This window comes from Pyxidicoccus sp. MSG2, assembly GCF_026626705.1.
Taxonomy (GTDB): Bacteria; Myxococcota; Myxococcia; order Myxococcales; family Myxococcaceae; genus Myxococcus.
Map to the genome: position 1 here is coordinate 2,164,884 of NZ_JAPNKC010000001.1, position 16,443 is coordinate 2,181,326.

At 67.5% G+C, this 16,443-nt stretch carries 11 protein-coding genes; 6 read left to right on the forward strand and 5 right to left on the reverse strand.

The genetic code is table 11. The features are described from left to right. The first annotated feature begins 18 nt into the window (after positions 1–18). The 4 genes from OV427_RS07670 (at position 19) to OV427_RS07685 (ending at position 3,512) form a co-directional block, all read left to right on the forward strand. On the forward strand, positions 19–645 hold the full coding sequence (locus OV427_RS07670; protein ID WP_267855449.1) for a LysE family translocator: 627 nt from the start codon (positions 19–21) through the stop codon (positions 643–645). Between the two features lie 179 nt (positions 646–824). Further along, on the forward strand, positions 825–2,540 hold the full coding sequence (locus OV427_RS07675) for a CotH kinase family protein (RefSeq protein WP_267855450.1): 1,716 nt from the start codon (positions 825–827) through the stop codon (positions 2,538–2,540). Between the two features lie 372 nt (positions 2,541–2,912). Next, positions 2,913–3,128, forward strand: a complete 216-nt coding sequence (locus OV427_RS07680; protein WP_267855451.1) for a hypothetical protein — start codon at positions 2,913–2,915, stop codon at positions 3,126–3,128. 3 nt (positions 3,129–3,131) lie between these two features. After that, positions 3,132–3,512, forward strand: coding sequence for a DUSAM domain-containing protein (locus OV427_RS07685; protein WP_267855452.1), 381 nt, complete (start codon positions 3,132–3,134; stop codon positions 3,510–3,512). 163 nt (positions 3,513–3,675) lie between these two features. On the opposite strand, the gene asnS is transcribed toward OV427_RS07685, so the two are convergent. After that, the gene (gene asnS / locus OV427_RS07690) at positions 3,676–5,076 is read right to left on the reverse strand and encodes an asparagine--tRNA ligase (protein ID WP_267855453.1); all 1,401 of its coding nucleotides are present in this window, start codon (positions 5,074–5,076) and stop codon (positions 3,676–3,678) included. A 379-nt stretch (positions 5,077–5,455) separates the two neighbouring features. Between asnS and OV427_RS07695 the strand changes: the two genes are divergently transcribed. Both OV427_RS07695 and OV427_RS07700 read left to right on the forward strand, forming a co-directional pair. Further along, positions 5,456–6,484, forward strand: coding sequence for a kinetoplast-associated protein (locus OV427_RS07695; protein ID WP_267855454.1), 1,029 nt, complete (start codon positions 5,456–5,458; stop codon positions 6,482–6,484). Between the two features lie 264 nt (positions 6,485–6,748). After that, complete coding sequence (locus OV427_RS07700) at positions 6,749–8,737, forward strand: S28 family serine protease (RefSeq protein WP_267855455.1); 1,989 nt, start codon at positions 6,749–6,751, stop codon at positions 8,735–8,737. A 69-nt stretch (positions 8,738–8,806) separates the two neighbouring features. Here OV427_RS07700 and OV427_RS07705 read toward each other — a convergent pair whose 3' ends face one another. The 4 genes from OV427_RS07705 to gabT all read right to left on the reverse strand — a co-directional run bounded on the left by OV427_RS07705 (position 8,807) and on the right by gabT (position 16,427). Further along, complete coding sequence (locus OV427_RS07705; protein WP_267855456.1) at positions 8,807–12,424, reverse strand: tetratricopeptide repeat protein; 3,618 nt, start codon at positions 12,422–12,424, stop codon at positions 8,807–8,809. Between the two features lie 166 nt (positions 12,425–12,590). Continuing rightward, a complete protein-coding gene (locus tag OV427_RS07710) occupies positions 12,591–14,201 on the reverse strand; it encodes a flavin monoamine oxidase family protein (RefSeq protein WP_267855457.1) in 1,611 nt (536 codons plus the stop codon). 96 nt (positions 14,202–14,297) lie between these two features. Further along, positions 14,298–14,969 carry a hypothetical protein gene (locus OV427_RS07715; RefSeq protein WP_267855458.1) on the reverse strand — a complete coding sequence of 224 codons (672 nt, stop codon included), beginning with the start codon at positions 14,967–14,969 and terminating at the stop codon, positions 14,298–14,300. 189 nt (positions 14,970–15,158) lie between these two features. Beyond that, positions 15,159–16,427: a 4-aminobutyrate--2-oxoglutarate transaminase gene (gabT, locus tag OV427_RS07720; RefSeq protein WP_267855459.1), complete on the reverse strand. Its 1,269-nt coding sequence runs from the start codon at positions 16,425–16,427 to the stop codon at positions 15,159–15,161. Positions 16,428–16,443: the final 16 nt, after the last annotated feature.

Below are 16,443 nucleotides of genomic sequence, written 5' to 3' on the forward strand. Positions count from 1 at the left end.
GGGCCACACGCCACCACCATGGACCTCACCCTCTGGGCCACCTTCGCGCTGACGATATTCGTCCTCTCCATCACCCCGGGACCGGCGGTTCTGCTCGTCATCTCCCAGGCGATGTCGCGCGGCTTCAGCGCGGGAATGGGCGCGGCGCTCGGGGTGCAAGCGGGGAACGCGGTCTACTTCTTCATCTCCGCCGCCGGGCTGGGCGCGGCGCTGGCCACCTCCCCCATCGCGTTCAACGTCATCCGCTACGCGGGCGCGACGTACCTCGTCTACCTCGGCGTCCGCACCATCCTGAGCGCCCGGACGAGCCTGTCCCTGGAGCAGCGGCCCCGGCCCGCGCTGTGGGACAGTGGCTTCGCGCAGGGCTTCATCAAGCAGCTGGCCAACCCCAAGTCCATCCTGTCCTTCGGCGCGCTGCTGCCCCAGTTCATCCACCCCGGGAAGAGCGCCGTCACGCAGTTCGCCGCGTACGGCCTCACCTGCGTCGTGGTGGAAGTGCCGGTGCTGGCCGTCTACGCGTGGCTCGGCGTCGCGGGGGGACGGCTCTCCAGCTCCTCGCGGGCCATCGTCTGGCGCGAGCGGGTGGCCGGCGTCGCCCTGGTCTCCGTGGGCGCAGTGCTCGCCACGATGCGCGGCGCCGTCTGACGCGCCTGCCTGGCTGCTCCTTCCCGTTCGAGGGCGGACAGTGACGCGCCCCGACTGACTCCCCGCGCCGTCACCGGATGGTTACTCCTCTGGCCCTGAAGGCGGGATGGGCGAGGGGGAGGACTCAGGTGGCGGGGAAACGCTTTGCGGGCGTCTTGCTGGCATGTGTCACGGGCCTGATGGTAGCCTGCGGAGGCTCCAGCGCGGGCGGTGGAGGAACGGACGCACCCGGGCCGGGGGACGAAGCCCCGGGTCCCAGCCCCTCCCCGACTCCAGACGGCGGTCAGCCCGACGCGGGCCTGCCGCCCCCCGAAGACACCGACAGCGGGACGCCCGACGCCGGCCAGCCTCCAGACGAAACGGACGCTGGCACCCCGGACGCGGGGACGCCGCCGCCGAAGCCCACCGTGTGCGCGCCCACCGCGGGCGAAGCGCGCTGGGTGCAGGAAGGCGAGCCGGTGACGGCCACCGTGACGTGCGGCACGGGCCACAAGGCCACGGACGTGCGCTTCACCGTGGACAACCTCCCGCAGGGCGCGAGCTTCGACGAGCCCACCGCCACGCTGCGCTGGACTCCCACGCGGGCCCAGTCGGCGGTGTGGAACCTCGTCCTGCGCGAGCAGAGCACCGGCGAGACGGGCACGCTCAAGGTGGGCGTGGCGCCGAACATCGTGGCCGCGGACAAGGTCGAGTTCGCTGACCCCGCGACGTACACGGAGGAGTACGGGCTGCCCGTGTTCCATCTGTCCTTCGAGGGCGGCCTCACCTCGGGTGGCTACCGGCCCGCGCAAATCGTCTACCGGGGGCGCCGCTTCGAGATTGAAGCGCAGTACCGCGGGGCCACCTCCAGCGTGTTCCCCAAGCGCAGCCTCACCTTCAAGTTCAAGGACGAGGACCTCTTCAGCGAGCCCGTCTTCGGAGACGGCTTCAAGGACAGGAAGCGCGTGGTGCTCATCACCACGTTCAATGACAACTCCTACGTCCGCGCGCGCCTGGCCTTCGACCTGTGGAACCGGATGGCGCCGGACCACGTGAAGATTCGCACCTACAGCGCGGTGCTCTACATGAACAACCGCTTCATGGGCGTCTACACGGTGGCAGACCACGTGGACAAACGCCTCATGGCCGCGCACGGCATCTCCAAGGACGCGGACCTCTTCAAGGCCGTGGACAACAACGCCAACTTCTCCCGCCTGGACCATGCTGGCCAGCCCAAGCCCTCGCTCGACCTGGGCTTCGAGAAGAAGGAGGGCACGCCCGAGGAGGGCAAGCCCCACGCCTTCGACACGCTGAATGCCTTCGTGGCCTTCGTGGCCGACTCGGACGCGGCCGCCTTCCGCACGGGCTTCCCGCAACGGGCGAAGGCGAGCGACTACGAGGACTGGTGGATCTTCAACACGCTCATCCTGGGCACGGACTCGCAGGGGAAGAACGCCTACCACGCCTTTGACCCGGCGACCGGCGGGCCGTGGCGCTTCATCCCGTGGGACATGGACGCGAGCCTGGGCCAGAACTTCGACACCACCCGCTCGTCGCCCACCGCGCGCCTCACCTTCGAGGGCGACAACCTGCTCTTCAAGCGGATGCTGGACGAGCCGTCCATCGCCGGGCCCATGCGCGAGCGCTACCGGAAGCTGCTGCGCGAGGAGTTGAAGCTGGAGACGGCGCTCTCCCTCATCGACGGCTACGTGAAGGAGACGGCGCCCGCCGCGAAGCGCGACTGGGCGAAGTGGGGGCCGAAGTACAAGACGTTCGGCACCGAGGCCAGCGGAGGCGCCGGCAACTTCCCCGCCTGGGACGACCGCCAGGACTTCAACGAGTACGAGGGGGAAGTGGACTACGTGCGCCAGTGGGTGAAGACGCGCTGGCCCGCGCTGCAGGAGCGGCTGCCGTAGGCCGGCGCAGCCGCTCCAAAGGTGGGCGCGGTTAGAACTGCTCCCAGCCCGGCACGCGCGGGTAGCGTCGCACGTGGTGTCACCACCGGCCCCCGTGCCCTGCCTTGGAGATTCCTCTGACTCCTTGGACGAGGCATCCGGTGCGCCCATACCATGCGCGCAATGCCTTCCCTCCGAACACAGGCCTTTGCGCTACAACTTGCGCTCGCCTGCACTGCCCTGGTGTCGGGCTGCTCCCGGCCCGCACACTCCAGCGCGGGCCGCGGCTACTACGCCCAGTCCACCTGTATGGATAGCGAGACATGCTGCCTGCAGCGCAACCCAGGAGTTCCTGATGCGTGCGGGCTTTCAGCCGCGGAAGCCGCTGTACTCATGGGCGGCGCGAAGGCCGCGTCGGACAGCGCGGCCTCGGAGTGGGACGACTCGCACAACGCGGACCTCCCAGAGTGGAAGCGGCGCTGCATCCGGACGTATGGCGAATGCCAGGAGGACGGCTGGACTGGCTCCTGCTACGAGTGTTTTCGCTACTGCGAGGGCCAGCAGGAATGGCCCATCGACAAGTGCTACCGGCGGAAGGAGGAGAAATAGCCCATGTCCTACGCAATCGACTGGGACCCCATCCGGGCATTGGCTCGCCGGGTCCTGCGCGAAGGCGCTCCGCTCGTGCTCACGGATGAAGTGCGCTCGCTCCTCATGCGCACCGCTCGCGAGGTCGCCATCAGTGACGACGACGCGGCGCGGGCACTCTCCACGGAGGCCGGAGCGCTCGAACTGCTCCGGGCGACCTCTGCGCGCATCACGGATGGCTCCAACAGGCTCGTGGACGCGCTCTACAGGATGAAGCGTCACCGACTGGCGGGTGACTACGACAGCGCACGACAGGAGATGCGCGACGTGCTCGCCGTGGAAGTCGTGCCCTTCTACCGCGAGCGCGCGCAAGATGCGCTGGACGACCTGGCCGACGACCCTTGAGGGGCGGAGGCGCCGGCAACTTCCCCGCCTGGGGACGACCGCCAGGACTTCAACGAGTACGAGGGGGAAGTGGACTACGTGCGCCAGTGGGTGAAGACGCGCTGGCCCGCGCTGCAGGAGCGGCTGCCATAGACGGGCGCAGCCGCTCCAAAGGTGGGCGCGGTTAGAACTGCGCCCAGCCCGGCACGCGCGGGTAGGGAATGGCGTCGCGGATGTTCTGCAGGCCGCACATGTAGACGATGAGCCGCTCGAACCCGAGCCCGAAGCCCGCGTGCGGCACCGTGCCGTAGCGGCGCAAGTCCCGGTACCACTGGTAGTGCTCGGGCTGGAGGCCGAACTTCCGCATGCGCGCGTCGAGCACGTCCAGCCGCTCCTCGCGCTGGCTGCCGCCGATGATTTCGCCGATGCCGGGGGCCAGCACGTCCATGGCCGCCACCGTCTTCCCGTCCTCGTTGATGCGCATGTAGAAGGCCTTGATCTGCTCGGGGTAGTTCATCACCACCACCGGCCGGCCCACGTGCTCCTCGGTGAGGTAGCGCTCGTGCTCCGTCTGTAGATCTTTGCCCCACTCGGGCGTGTACTCGAACTTCTTCTTGGCCTTCTTCAGGATTTCGATGGCCTCGGTGTAGTCGATGCGCTCGAAGCTGGAGTTGATGAACTTCTCCATGCGCTCGGTGACGCCCTTCTGCACGCGCTCCTCGAAGAACTTGAAGTCCGGCGCGCAGTCGGCGAGCACCGCCTTGAAGACGGACTTGAGGAAGCGCTCCGCCAGGTTCGCGTCCTCGTTGAGGTCCGCGAAGGCGATCTCCGGCTCAATCATCCAGAACTCGGCCAGGTGGCGCGTGGTGTTGGAGTTCTCCGCCCGGAAGGTGGGGCCGAAGGTGTAGACCTTCGACATGGCCATCGCGTAGGCCTCCACGTTCAGCTGGCCGGAGACGGTGAGGTACGCCTCCTTGCCGAAGAAGTCCTTGTGCCAGTCAATCTTGCCTTCCGGCGTGCGAGGCGGATTCACCGTGTCCAGCGTGGAGACGCGGAACATCTGCCCGGCGCCCTCCGCGTCGCTGGCGGTGATGATGGGCGTGTTGACCCAGAAGAAGCCCTCTTCGTCGAAGAAGCGGTGGACGGCCTGGGCCGCGCGGTGGCGCACGCGCGTAATCGCGCCGAAGGTGTTGGTGCGCACGCGCAGGTGGGCCACGTCGCGCAGGAACTCCAGCGTGTGCTGCTTGGGCTGGATGGGGTAGGTGTCCGGGTCGTCCACGAAGCCCAGCACCTGGACCTCGTCGGCCTGCACCTCGAAGGCCTGGCCCTTGCCCTGGGACTTCACCAGCGAGCCCCGGGCGACGACGGAGCAGCCCGCGGTGAGGTGGAGGATCTCCTTCTCGTAATTGGGCAGCGTGGCCGGGGCGACGACCTGGATGGGGTCGAAGGTGGAACCGTCGCTGACGTTGACGAAGCTGATGCCCGCCTTCGAGTCGCGCCGGGTGCGCACCCAACCACGGACCTCCACCTTCGCCCCCTCCTCCACCGCGCCCGCGAGGACCTTCTTCACACTGACGACCTGCATTGACGCTCTCCCTTGAGCCGATTCAGGGAGGCGAGTTAGCCGTGCGCGGGCCCGGAGGACAAGCTCGGAGACGCCCCGGAGCACCCGGAAACCCCGTCCGGCAGGCCGTTCCCCGGCCTGGAACCGGCGGCTCCAGGGGCCCCGCCAGGGGCCGGAAGCCGGGGGGCCCTGGACTCCCCCCTTCCCCACCCCGTCCGGAGGCCCTTCTGGGGGCATCCAGGGGCCCTGGCGGGTGCCTGGACGGCCACCGAGCATGTCAGACCCCATAGGTATCTTCTTCCCATGGCCGCCAGAAAGGGGCCTCGCACTCCCCGCAGAACTTCCACGCCATTCGCGGGCCCTCGGGCCTGCCCTGGCCTTGCCATACCTGGAGAGTCACATGGCTTCTCGCACCACGTCCAAGCGCAACGCCGTCGCCCGCAACCGCTCCACCGAGGCCACCAAGGCCGCCTTCGACGAGCTCGCCCGCAAGGCCCGCAACAAGCCCGTCGTCGTTTCCAAGGAGCAGGAGGCGCTCGACACCCACGCCAAGAATGTCCTCGCCGACGTTTCCGGCCTCACCGCCGAGACGGCCGTGAAGAAGGTGACCGAGGCGGGCCTCACCATCAACAAGACGCTGGCCGGCATCAACGAGCAGGTCATCTCGCTGGTGGAGGAGCTCAAGCAGCTCGACGAGGCCATCCAGCTCAAGACGGAGGAGCTCAACGGCCTGCACGGCAAGGACGTGGCCGCGAGCGCCATCGACGTGCTGGTGGCCGAGTACGACAAGAAGAAGGCGGAGCTCGAGGCGGAGATGGAGCGCCTCCAGAAGGACATCGAGGACACCCGCGCGAAGGCCGCCGCGGAGCTGGCCACGGAGCGCGAGGCCGCGGAGCTGGCGCGCAAGCGCACCGAGGAGGCGTACTCCTACGACACCCAGCAGCTGCGCAAGAAGGAGCAGGACGCCTTCGCCGAGGGGCTGCGCCAGCAGGCCGCCACCGAGCGCGACCGCAAGGAGAAGCTGGAGAAGGAGTGGGCCACGCGTGAGGAGGCCCTGAAGCTGCGCGAGAACGAGCTGGAGACCCTGCGCAAGCAGGTGTCCGAGTTCCCGCTGGTGCTGAAGAAGGAGACGGACACAGCGTCCGCGATTGTCGGCAACCGCGTGAAGTCCGAGTGGGAGCTGAAGCTGACGCTCGCCACGAAGGACGCGGAGACGGCGCAGCGCGTGGCCAGCATGGAGATTGCCTCGCTGAAGGACACCGCCACGAAGCAGGCGCAGGCCATCCAGACGCTCCAGGCGGAGCTGAACGAGGCGAAGCGTCAGGTGCAGGCGATTGCCGAGAAGGCCCTCGAGTCCGCCTCCGGCGCCCGCGCGCTGGCCGAGGTGCAGGGCGTCATCCAGAGCCGCGAGTACAACAAGGGCAAGTAGTCCCAGCGGTCCTGGGTGCACCGGCCCCCGCGCTCTCCTCCCACGTGGGAGGGGACCGCGGGGCGCCGTGCTTGCCTGCGGCGGATGCTCCATCCGGGTGACTGACGCAATCCTATTACGCACTGCGGGGGAGCCGGATTTCACCCGTGGAAGGTGGAGTTCTGCCCATCGTTCGCGGCGGCAGGCGCGGAGCGTTTGCGACCGGGGCGAGTCACGGGATGTCTGGCTTCTGACATAGGATGCGCGGCCCATTCCGGAGTCCCCATGGTTCGCGCTGAACGCCCATCCCGTCTGTTGCTGCTCGTTCCCATCCTGGCACTGCTCTCCTCGGTAGCCTGTGGCGACGACCCACCGAACAACACTCCTGACAGCGGCACGCAGGTCGTGGACTCCGGCACGCGTCCCGGTGACGCCGGCACAACGGACTCGGGCACGGGTGACACGGACAGCGGCACCGGCACGACGGACGCGGGAACGGACGACGCGGGCACCGGTGGGACGGACAGCGGCACGGGTGATACGGACGCAGGCCACGGCGACGTGGACAGCGGCACGGGCGACACGGACGCAGGCCACCACGACGTGGACAGCGGCACGGGTGACACGGACGCGGGCCACCACGACGTGGACAGTGGGACGGGTGATACGGACGCGGGCCACGGCGATGTGGACAGCGGCACGGGTGACACGGACGCAGGCCACGGCGATGTGGACAGTGGCACGGGTGACACGGACGCGGGCCACGGCGATGTGGACGCAGGTCCGGGCGACGTGGACAGCGGCACCGGCAGCACGGACGCGGGCTCTGGCGACACGGATGCGGGCACGGGTAACACGGACGCCGGCACCGACGGCGGCGTGGCCTGCATCCCCAGCGGCTACGACCCGGGCCCGGGCAACCCGGACGTGGTCGCCGACCCGTCGGCGGACATCCTCGTCCGCCTGCGCGCCATCCCCGGCCTCACCGTGCAGGAAAACCCCAACGGCAACAACCTCCCCGCGGGCTACCGCTTCTTCGTCATGCGGTACAACCAGCCGGTGGACCACGCCCACCCGGAGTGCCAGCGCTTCGAGCAGCGCCTGACGCTGCTGCACACCTCGGCCACGAAGCCCATGGTGCTCTTCACGAGCGGCTACTACGTCTCCACGTCTCCCAGCCGCTCGGAGCCCACGCAGTTGCTCGGCGCCAACCAGGTCTCGCTGGAGCACCGCTTCTTCCCGCCCAGCATCCCGGAGCCCGCGGACTGGAGCCAGCTCACCATCCGCCAGTCCGCCGACGACTTCCACCGCATCACCCAGGCGCTCAAGCCCATCTACACCGGCAAGTGGGTCTCCACCGGCGGCAGCAAGGGCGGCGAGACGGTGGTGTTCTTCCGCCGCTTCTACCCGGACGACGTGGACGCCACCGTGGCCTACGTGGCACCCATCGCCCGCCGCGACGATGAGCGATTCCCGGCCTTCCAGGTCACGGTGGGCGGGGATGCCCAGGCGGCCTGCCGCGAGCGGCTGTGGGCCTTCCAGCGCGAGACGCTCTCGCGCCGCGAGCGGATGCTCGAACTGCTACAGGCCTATGCCCAGGACACGGGCCTGACCTACACGCAGCTCGGCTTCGAGCAGGCGCTGGAGCACGCCGTCATCGAGACCTACTTCGCCTTCTGGCAGTACGACGCCCCGTCGCGCTGCAACCAGAACATCGCCGGCACCACCGCCTCGGACGAGGCGCTGCTGGCGACGATGGACTACGAGGTCGGCCTGAGCAGCTACTCCGACCAGGGCATCAGCGGCTACTGGGCCTACTACTACCAGGCGGCGCTGGAGCTGGGCTGGCCCCAGCCCTACGAGGCGCACCTCGGCTCACTCATCCACCACCCGGGCACGGACACCGGTGACGTGTACTCGCCACCCGGCATCCCCTTCGTCCACCGGCCCCAGGCCATGGTGGACATCCAGGACTGGGTGTCCTTCCAGGGCCAGCGCCTGATGTTCGTCTACGGCAGCCTGGACCCGTGGACGGCCGCGGCCTACGCGCTGGGCAATGCGCAGGATTCGTACTTCTACCTCGTTCCCGGCGGCAACCACGGGTCGCGCATCGTCCAGCTCCCGTCGGACCAGCAGCAGGCGGCGAGGGCAACCCTCAACCGCTGGATGGGGCTGTCCACCCTGAAGTACGCCCCGCCCGTGTCGCTCGAGGAGGAGCCGCCCGAATTCGGACCGCGCCTGCCGCCACGGCTGCGCTCGGACGAGGTGCGCTAGAAGCGCGCGCAGGGAGATCCGCTTCTCCGTGCCCCGGGACTGCGTATGGGTAGTCCCGAGGCATCCGCCCTACCCGCAGGCCTTTTCCATCAAGGCTTGAAAGCGCAATTGCTCCCGGAGGGGCGCCAAGTCGGGGTCGTCCATCGCTAGTTCCCGAGTGGGAACCGGCCGCAACTCGAGCGCTTGGGACAGGCACTCCAGCGCCAGTTCCCCGGCACCGGCTCTCGCATGGCAGCAGGCCAAGTTGTACAGGACGTTGCCGCGCGCCTCGCCCTCGGGGCTCAACATCAGTGCCTGGGAGAAGCTCTTCACTGCCTCGTCAAAGGCTCCCAGGCGAAGCATCGCGAGGCCCCGGCCGGTCCAGTCCTGGGCCGAGCCGGGAGTCAGCTCCAGGGCCTTGTCGAAACTCCCCAGGGCCTCTTCGTACCGCGCCAGTTGCATGAGCGCCGCCGCTCGCCCGCGCCAAGTGACAACGTCCTTCTCCCAGCGCTTCAACACCCGGTCGAACAGGACCACCGCCTCCGCGTAGCATTCGAGCAGGAGGAGATTGCTGCCCTGGAAACGCCAAGTGAAGGGTCCGAGAGCCGCCGGTTTCAGGGGAGCGCCGCGAGACTGAACCAAGTGCTGGAGGTTCTCCCCACCCCTCCACGCTTCCAACCATTCCCCTCCTGAAAGGTCGACCATCACGGTGACGTGCTCGTCGAGCATCGCCTGGAGTTCATCTGGCCGCTGCAGCTGAATCAACGCCATGGCTCGCCCCATAAGCAACTGGCCATCATCAGCGAGTCCCGCGCCCAGCGCACGCGCGTAGCTCTCGAGAGCCTCGGGGTAGCGCTCCAGCACCACCAGAGCATGAGCGCGCATGCGCCAGAAGACGGGCTCTCCTGGCAGGTGATCCAGTGCCCTCTCGCATGCCGCGATGACCTCATGGAAGCGCCCGGCATCGAAGAGTGCATCAACCCACAAAGGCCAATGAGCGCCATCAGGCACGGATGGAGCGCCCCTGCCCAGGGAATCCGCCGCTTCACTGAACCGCCCGAGCGCGACCAAGGTGCCGCCCCGCAGCCTCCAGAGCATGCTGTCCGAGGGGGCGCTAACGAGGAGAGCATCGAATTGTGAGAGCGCTAACTCATAGCGCCCCGCCCCCACCAAGGCGAAGACGTAGTGTCGGCATTTGCGGCTGTCATCAGCATCATGGAGTGCGTATGCGGCAAAGCTCTCGCATGCATCCTCGAACCGCTCCAACTCCATCAGGGCCACGGCTCGCTCGTGCCAGAGTTGCGGATGGTCCGCATCGAGCTTCAGACCCTCGTCACAGCTCGCAACGGCCTCGGCATGGCGTTCCATAGCGCTCAGCGTGCGCGCGTGCTCCAGCCAGATCGCCCCTGCATTGCGCTCTCCGCCCGGACCGCGCGTCGCCTCCTGGAAGCTGGAGAGTGCTTCCTCGCGGCGATCGAGAATCCTGAGTGAGATGCCGCGGAGCAACAGCACCAGGCCGTCGCCTGGAGAGAGTTCCAGCAGCCTCGAACAACATTGGAGGGTCTTTTCGTAGCGCTGCTGATTGAACATCGCCATGGCGTACCGGAGCCATGCGAGTTCGTGGTCAGGCTGCAGCCGCAATGCCTCTTCGAAGCAGGAGGCTGCCTCCTCGTATCTTCGCTGTGCGAGGAGCCGCTCGCCTACCTCCGAAACCAAGATGCGGCTGACCAAGTGCGCTTCCAAACCCACCGCGAGAGCCCTGGCATGCGCCGCAGCCTGGCCCAGCCACGACTGCTTCAGGTGCTCGGCCGGCTCGGACTCGGCTCGGAGCACCAATGCTGACAGCCGGGCGATTCCCTGCAGCGAGGGAAGATACCCGAAGCAGATCTCCAGCTCCTTGTTCCTGAGGGCCGGTAGCTTGGCCTCGATGTCGGCGATGTACTTGCCCTTGCTGATCCGCCCTTCCTCGACATCTACCTCGTCCGGAATGGTCCGTTCCAACATCCGGATGAATCGCTTCTCGTCGAAGAAGCACTTTCCATAGAACACGGTACAGTAAATGCCTTGCAGGAATTTCCTCGTGGACTCGGCCAGGAGACATCCCTCCTCCCCGGCCGACTCCAGGTCCACCTCTGCCGACAGTGCGGTGACAGCGTCGTTCACGATTTCCTCGGCGTCGAAAAACAACGCCTCGAAGAAGCATGAAACGAACAGCACCTCGCGGTCCTGCTGCCGCGAGAGAAGGAGATGGTAGAGGCACTCCGTGGTGTGCCGCCGCCAGTCGGGGTTGCCGTATCTTTCGGAGTAGGAACCGCCGAATGCAATTTCCCGTGCCGCCTTCTGATGGAAATACTCGGCGAGCCGCGAGTGCATCCAATGGAAGAGGTCCGGGTCTTCCTGACGTAACGACTGCTGGACAAGGTCTCGCGACACATCATCCATGCGGTACTGCCCCTGGGCGAGCGTGATGTAGTCGTGCTCCTTGAGCCACTCGAAGCAGTCTGGCCTGCCCGCGAACGCCGGAGCGAACTCCTCACAGGATGCGAGGTGCGCGAGCACGCCGCGGTCCAGCCATCGGCAACAGGCGGCAAGCTGCACGAGCAGCATCGAGTTCCGGTCGAGGTCCCAGAACAGCAGGTTGACTATCTTCTCCCCGAGTCTGGACAGGTCCAGGTGGTTCGTCGATACCTGCCACTGATTCCGCCGGATAGCATCCAAGTAGTAGGGGAGCCCTTTCGTTGTCCTGTGGATTCTCCCGACGACGTCTGGAGCGGTGATTCCAATCTCCTCCAGGTACCGCCGGGCGTGCTCTTCCTGGAATCGCTCCAACTGGAAGGTTTGGAGTAGCCCCGAGTCCTGCTGGAAGCGCCGCCAGGGTTCTGACTCTTCGATGCAGTACCGACCGGCGACCACGATGCGAATCGCGCTCGTCCGGACCTCTTGGACGGAGAGCAGGTACTGCCAAAGCCAGGTCTCTATCTCGCTCGAGGCCTTCTCGTACGTATCGAGAATGATAACAATCGGTTTCGACGTGCAGGCCTGATGCAGGTATCGCGCGAAGGCACGGGTGAGCTGCCCGAGCGGGTCCAGCAACAGCTCCTGCAACGCCCGATTGGCTTTCGTTGCCTGATGCTGCGCCAGCAGTCGCTGGACCTCGTCCTTTATTTCGAGGAACTTTACGGCGATGTCCACGGAAGCGTCGGACGCCTTCTCCACGATTGGAGCCGGAATAGCGGGTATGGGAAGAAGCTGGGCGATGCCCCTTCCCGCGAGCGAGGCCAGGCGCCTCACCGTCTCTATCTGGGCCTTGTCCGCCGGCGTCCTACCGTCAGGCGCCTTGGCCTGCAGCTGCGTCAGCGTCTCCTGGTATTGCGAGTGCAGCGTCTTGAAGGTGTCCTGCCGCAGCAGCCTCGCCGCACGCCAGGACATGGAGCCTTCGAAACGCGCGTCGACCTCGTCATGAAGCGCCTTCATCAGCTTGATGGGCGTCTCGATGCCGGTCGTCATGCCGAAGGAGACCCTGACGAAGAACGCGCTCCGCGAAAGCTCGGCTTCTAGTTTTTCCTGTAGGCTCGTCTTCCCCACGCCTCCCATTCCCCAGAGGCCAAAGACGACGGGATGTGCTTCGGGCTCCCTCAAGGCTTCGGAGAAGCGCATCATGAAGTCATTGGCTACGGGAGTGAGGATGTAGGGCCCCTTGTCATTCATAAGAGCCGCCCTCCGAGCGCAATGAGTGTCAACACTTAATCCCCCTGGAATGCGTTCCACCACCTGCCTGTTCGTCAAATCATCTCAAATTCCCGGCGAAGTGCTGGAGCACCGGAGCCCGTGCTTCGTTCGGCGATGAACGTTGCACGTACCGAGACGCCCGGTGTCAGAGCGGGCCCACCTTCAAGGCCTGGAGGATGGCGGCCGCGGAGTCCTTGCCGGACAGCGCGGCGCCCTCCATGAAACCCTGCCACTCGTAGAACGAGTTGGCGTGCTCGCCCGCGAAGTAGAGGTTGCCCACGGGCTTGCCCTCGTTGCCGCAGATGCGGGTGAACTGGCCGGGCTTGTAGGCGGTGTAGCTGCCGCGCGTGTTGGGGTTGCTCGGCCAGTGCTCCAGGTGCGCGAGGATGCGGCCGCACGCGCCGCGCTTCACCGCCGTGGCCGTGCCCGGAACCACCCGGTCCAGCGCCGCCACGAAGCGCTCCGCCTCGTGCGCCACGTTGTTCGGGTCCAGCGAGGCTCCGCGCGCACCGCTGGAGTAGTCCGTGAGGACCGCGTCCTGCGCCGTCGCCCGGCCCGGGTTCGTCTCCCACGTGACCTGGTGGTCCGCCAGGTCCGAGTACGTCGCGCCGTCGCACCCGCGCTCGCGCCACACGGGCCCCTGGAAGCCCACCATCATCTTCGCGTTGGTGCCGTAGCCGAGCTGCTGAATCGCCAGCGTCTTCCACGCCGGCAGCGCCAGCGACACATCCAGCAAAACGCCGCGCAGCACGGTGAAGGGCACCGCGAACACCACCGCGTCGTACGTGACCGTGACGGCCGTGCTCCCACGCCGGAAGGTCAGCTCCACCGCGCCGGCCGCCGTCTTGCGCGCGGCCTCCAGCCGCTCGCCGTAGCGGAGCTGTCCGGGCAGCCGCGCCGCCAGCTCGCGTGGCACCTGCTGGTTGCCGCCCACCAGGTGGTAGCGCTCGTCACTGATGCCGAAGGGCTCGAAGCGCGAGCGCCGGTTGGCGCGGATGAAGAAGAGGAGGTTGAGGCAGCTCTGCTGGTGCGCCTCCAGGCCGTACTCGCCCTCGTACGCGGCGATGATGCCCGCCTTCACCACCGGCCCCGCGCCGCGCGTCTCCAGGTAGGTGACCAGGTCCATCAAGTCGTATTGCCGGTCCACCGCCGTGTGCACGTCCGCCGTCGGCTCGGCGGAGAGCGCCTGCAGGTCCGGGCGCATGGCGGCGACGAAGGCGCGGTACTCATCCACGACGGCGGACTCGGGATGGCGCTGGCCTCCGAAGAAGTAGAACACCTCCCCGGGCCTCTTCGTGACGTCCTCCTTCGCGAGGTTGAACTCCTGCGCGTAGGCCAGCATCGTCTTGTGCCCTGTGTCGATGAACTCGGCGCCGCGCTCCGCCACCTGCCCGGGGAAGCTCACCGGCCCGCTGAAGGCCCCACCCAGCGAGAAGACGCGCCCTCCGGGCCTGTCGTTCGCCTCGTGCACGGTGGCGAGGATGCCCGCGCGCTTCAAGTCATACGCGCACGCCAGCCCCGCCAGACCCGCGCCGACGATGCCCACTCGCAGCGAGGACGGCGGCGGCTTCGCGGCTTCTGCCCCGGCCCGTGCTCCCGCCAACCCCACGCCCACCGCCGTCAGGCCCTTGAGCACCTGGCGGCGGTCCATCCGCATCCACTGCGTGGCCTCCCGGCTGGGGGCTCCCCGCAGCTCCGACGCCAACACGACACGGGTGGTCTGACGGAACAGCTCGAACAGGGGGGTACGAGCCAAAGGGGCCTCCAGGCAGATGGAGGCCCGATCTTCTCGCGCTCAAAAACCCTGCCTAGAGCGCCCTGCCCAACCCTGTCGTGAATTCCACGCGAGCACTCAAGGGTTCCCCAGGCCGTACCCCAGCAGCTCGAGCGGGGTGGCGAAGTAGATCCACCCGAAGAAGCCGCCCACCGCCGAGACAGCCGGCGGCTCGAACCATGCCTTGTTTCGAACACCCGCGAGGGCCAGCCACCAGCCGAACAGCAGCGTCCAGGCAATCTGGATGGTGCCGGTGACGACATACGAGGCCACGACGAAGGGCATGTAGAAGGGCCCGAGGACGCGCGCCTGCAACAGGTGCTGTCGCTCGTGCTGGCCCGCGCCGCCGAGATTCACGGTGCCCAGCGTCTGGAGCACCTTGCTGCCAAAGCCGCCCCCGCCCCTCGGAGCGAAGCTGATCCACGCCTGCCCCTCGGAGTCCGTGCGCGAGGGCGTGCCGAAGAAGATGTAGATGATGTTGCCGACCACGAAGCCGAACATCGTGTTGGGCAGGCTCCAGGTCAGGTCGACAATCATCTCGAACCATCCGAGCGGCGACTCCAGGTCGTAGATGTTCAGGATGGCCGCCTCCAGGCCATACAGCAGGCCGAAGCCTCCACCAATGGCGAGGGCAATCAGTGGCGGGATGACCCCCTTCGTCACGTCCAACTGGCTGATGACCAGCATCACCACGGAAGGGAAGACGAGACAGAAGACAAAGGTGATGACGCCTTGCACGAACTTGGACATGAGACCTCCATGAAGAGGTCCCCCTGAGCACGCCCACGGGTCGGGGGACGGACTCCCGCGGCAGTCAGGCCCTGGGGCGTCGCCCCGGGCCTTCCCTCGCGAGGGAGTCCGCCCCTGTTCTCCGTGACGCGCCGGCCGGTGTGCCGCCGGCCCGCCCGTCCAGGGAGCGCACCTCCGAGCGTCAGAGCCTCAGGCCGTCAGTGCACCGTCGAGGATGGTGAGGGCCTCGGCGAAGACGGCGTCCGGAATCGTGAGTGGGAAGAGGAAGCGGATGACGTTGGCGTGGACGCCGCAGGTGAGGAGCATGAGCCCGCGCTCCAGCGCCCGCGCGCGCACCTGCTGCGTGAAGTCCGGGTCCGGGGTGTTGCCTCCCGGCTGGCAGAACTCCACCGCGAGCATGGCGCCCAGGCCACGCACCTCGGCCATCCGCGGCTGCCGGGCCTTGAGCGACACGAGCCGCTCCCGGAGCTGCACACCGAGGCGCTCTCCCCGCTCCACCAGCTTCTCCTCCTGTATGACATCCAGCACCGCGTGCGCGGCGGCGATGGCCATGGGGCTGCCGGCATAGGTGCCGCCCAGTGCTCCCGGTGCCGGCGCGTCCATGATGTCCGCCCGCCCCGTCACCGCGGACAGGGGGAAGCCTCCGGCCAGCGACTTCGCCAGCGTCATCAAATCAGGCGCCACGTCGTGGTGGTTCATCGCGAACCAGCGGCCGGTGCGGCCGAAGCCCGTCTGGATTTCGTCGGCGATGAGGAGGATGCCGTGGTCGTCACACACCTTGCGCAGCGCGCGCATCAACTCCGGCGGCGCCACGTAGAAGCCGCCCTCGCCCTGCACCGGCTCGATGATGATGGCGGCCACGCGCTTCGGCTCGATGTCGGCCTTGAAGAGGTACTGCAGCGCCTTGAGTGAGTCGTCCACGTCCACCCCGTGCAGCGGCATGGGGAAGGGCACGTGGAAGACTTCGGCCGGGAAGGGGCCGAAGCCCGCCTTGTACGGCACCACCTTGCCGGTGAGCGCCATGCCCATCATCGTCCGCCCGTGGAAGGCGCCGGTGAAGGCGATGACACCGCTGCGCCCCGTGGCGGCGCGGGCACATTTCACCGCGTTCTCCACCGCCTCCGCCCCCGTGGAGAAGAACGTCGTCTTCTTCGGGTGCGGGCCAGGGACGAGCTGGTTCAGCCGCTCGGCGAGCGCGATGTAGCTCTCGTAGGGAACGATCTGGTAGGCGGTATGGGTGAAGGCGTCGAGCTGCGCGCGCACCGCCTCCACCACACGCGGGTGGCGGTGGCCGGTGTTGAGCACGGCGATGCCGCCGGCGAAGTCGATGTACCGGCGGCCCTCCACGTCCCACAACTCACTGTTCTCCGCGCGGGCCACGAAGAAGGGAGCCATGACGCCCACCCCTCGCGGAGTGGCGGCATCCTTGCGGCGCAGCAGGTTGGCGTTGTCTTTCATGTCCATTCCCTTCCCG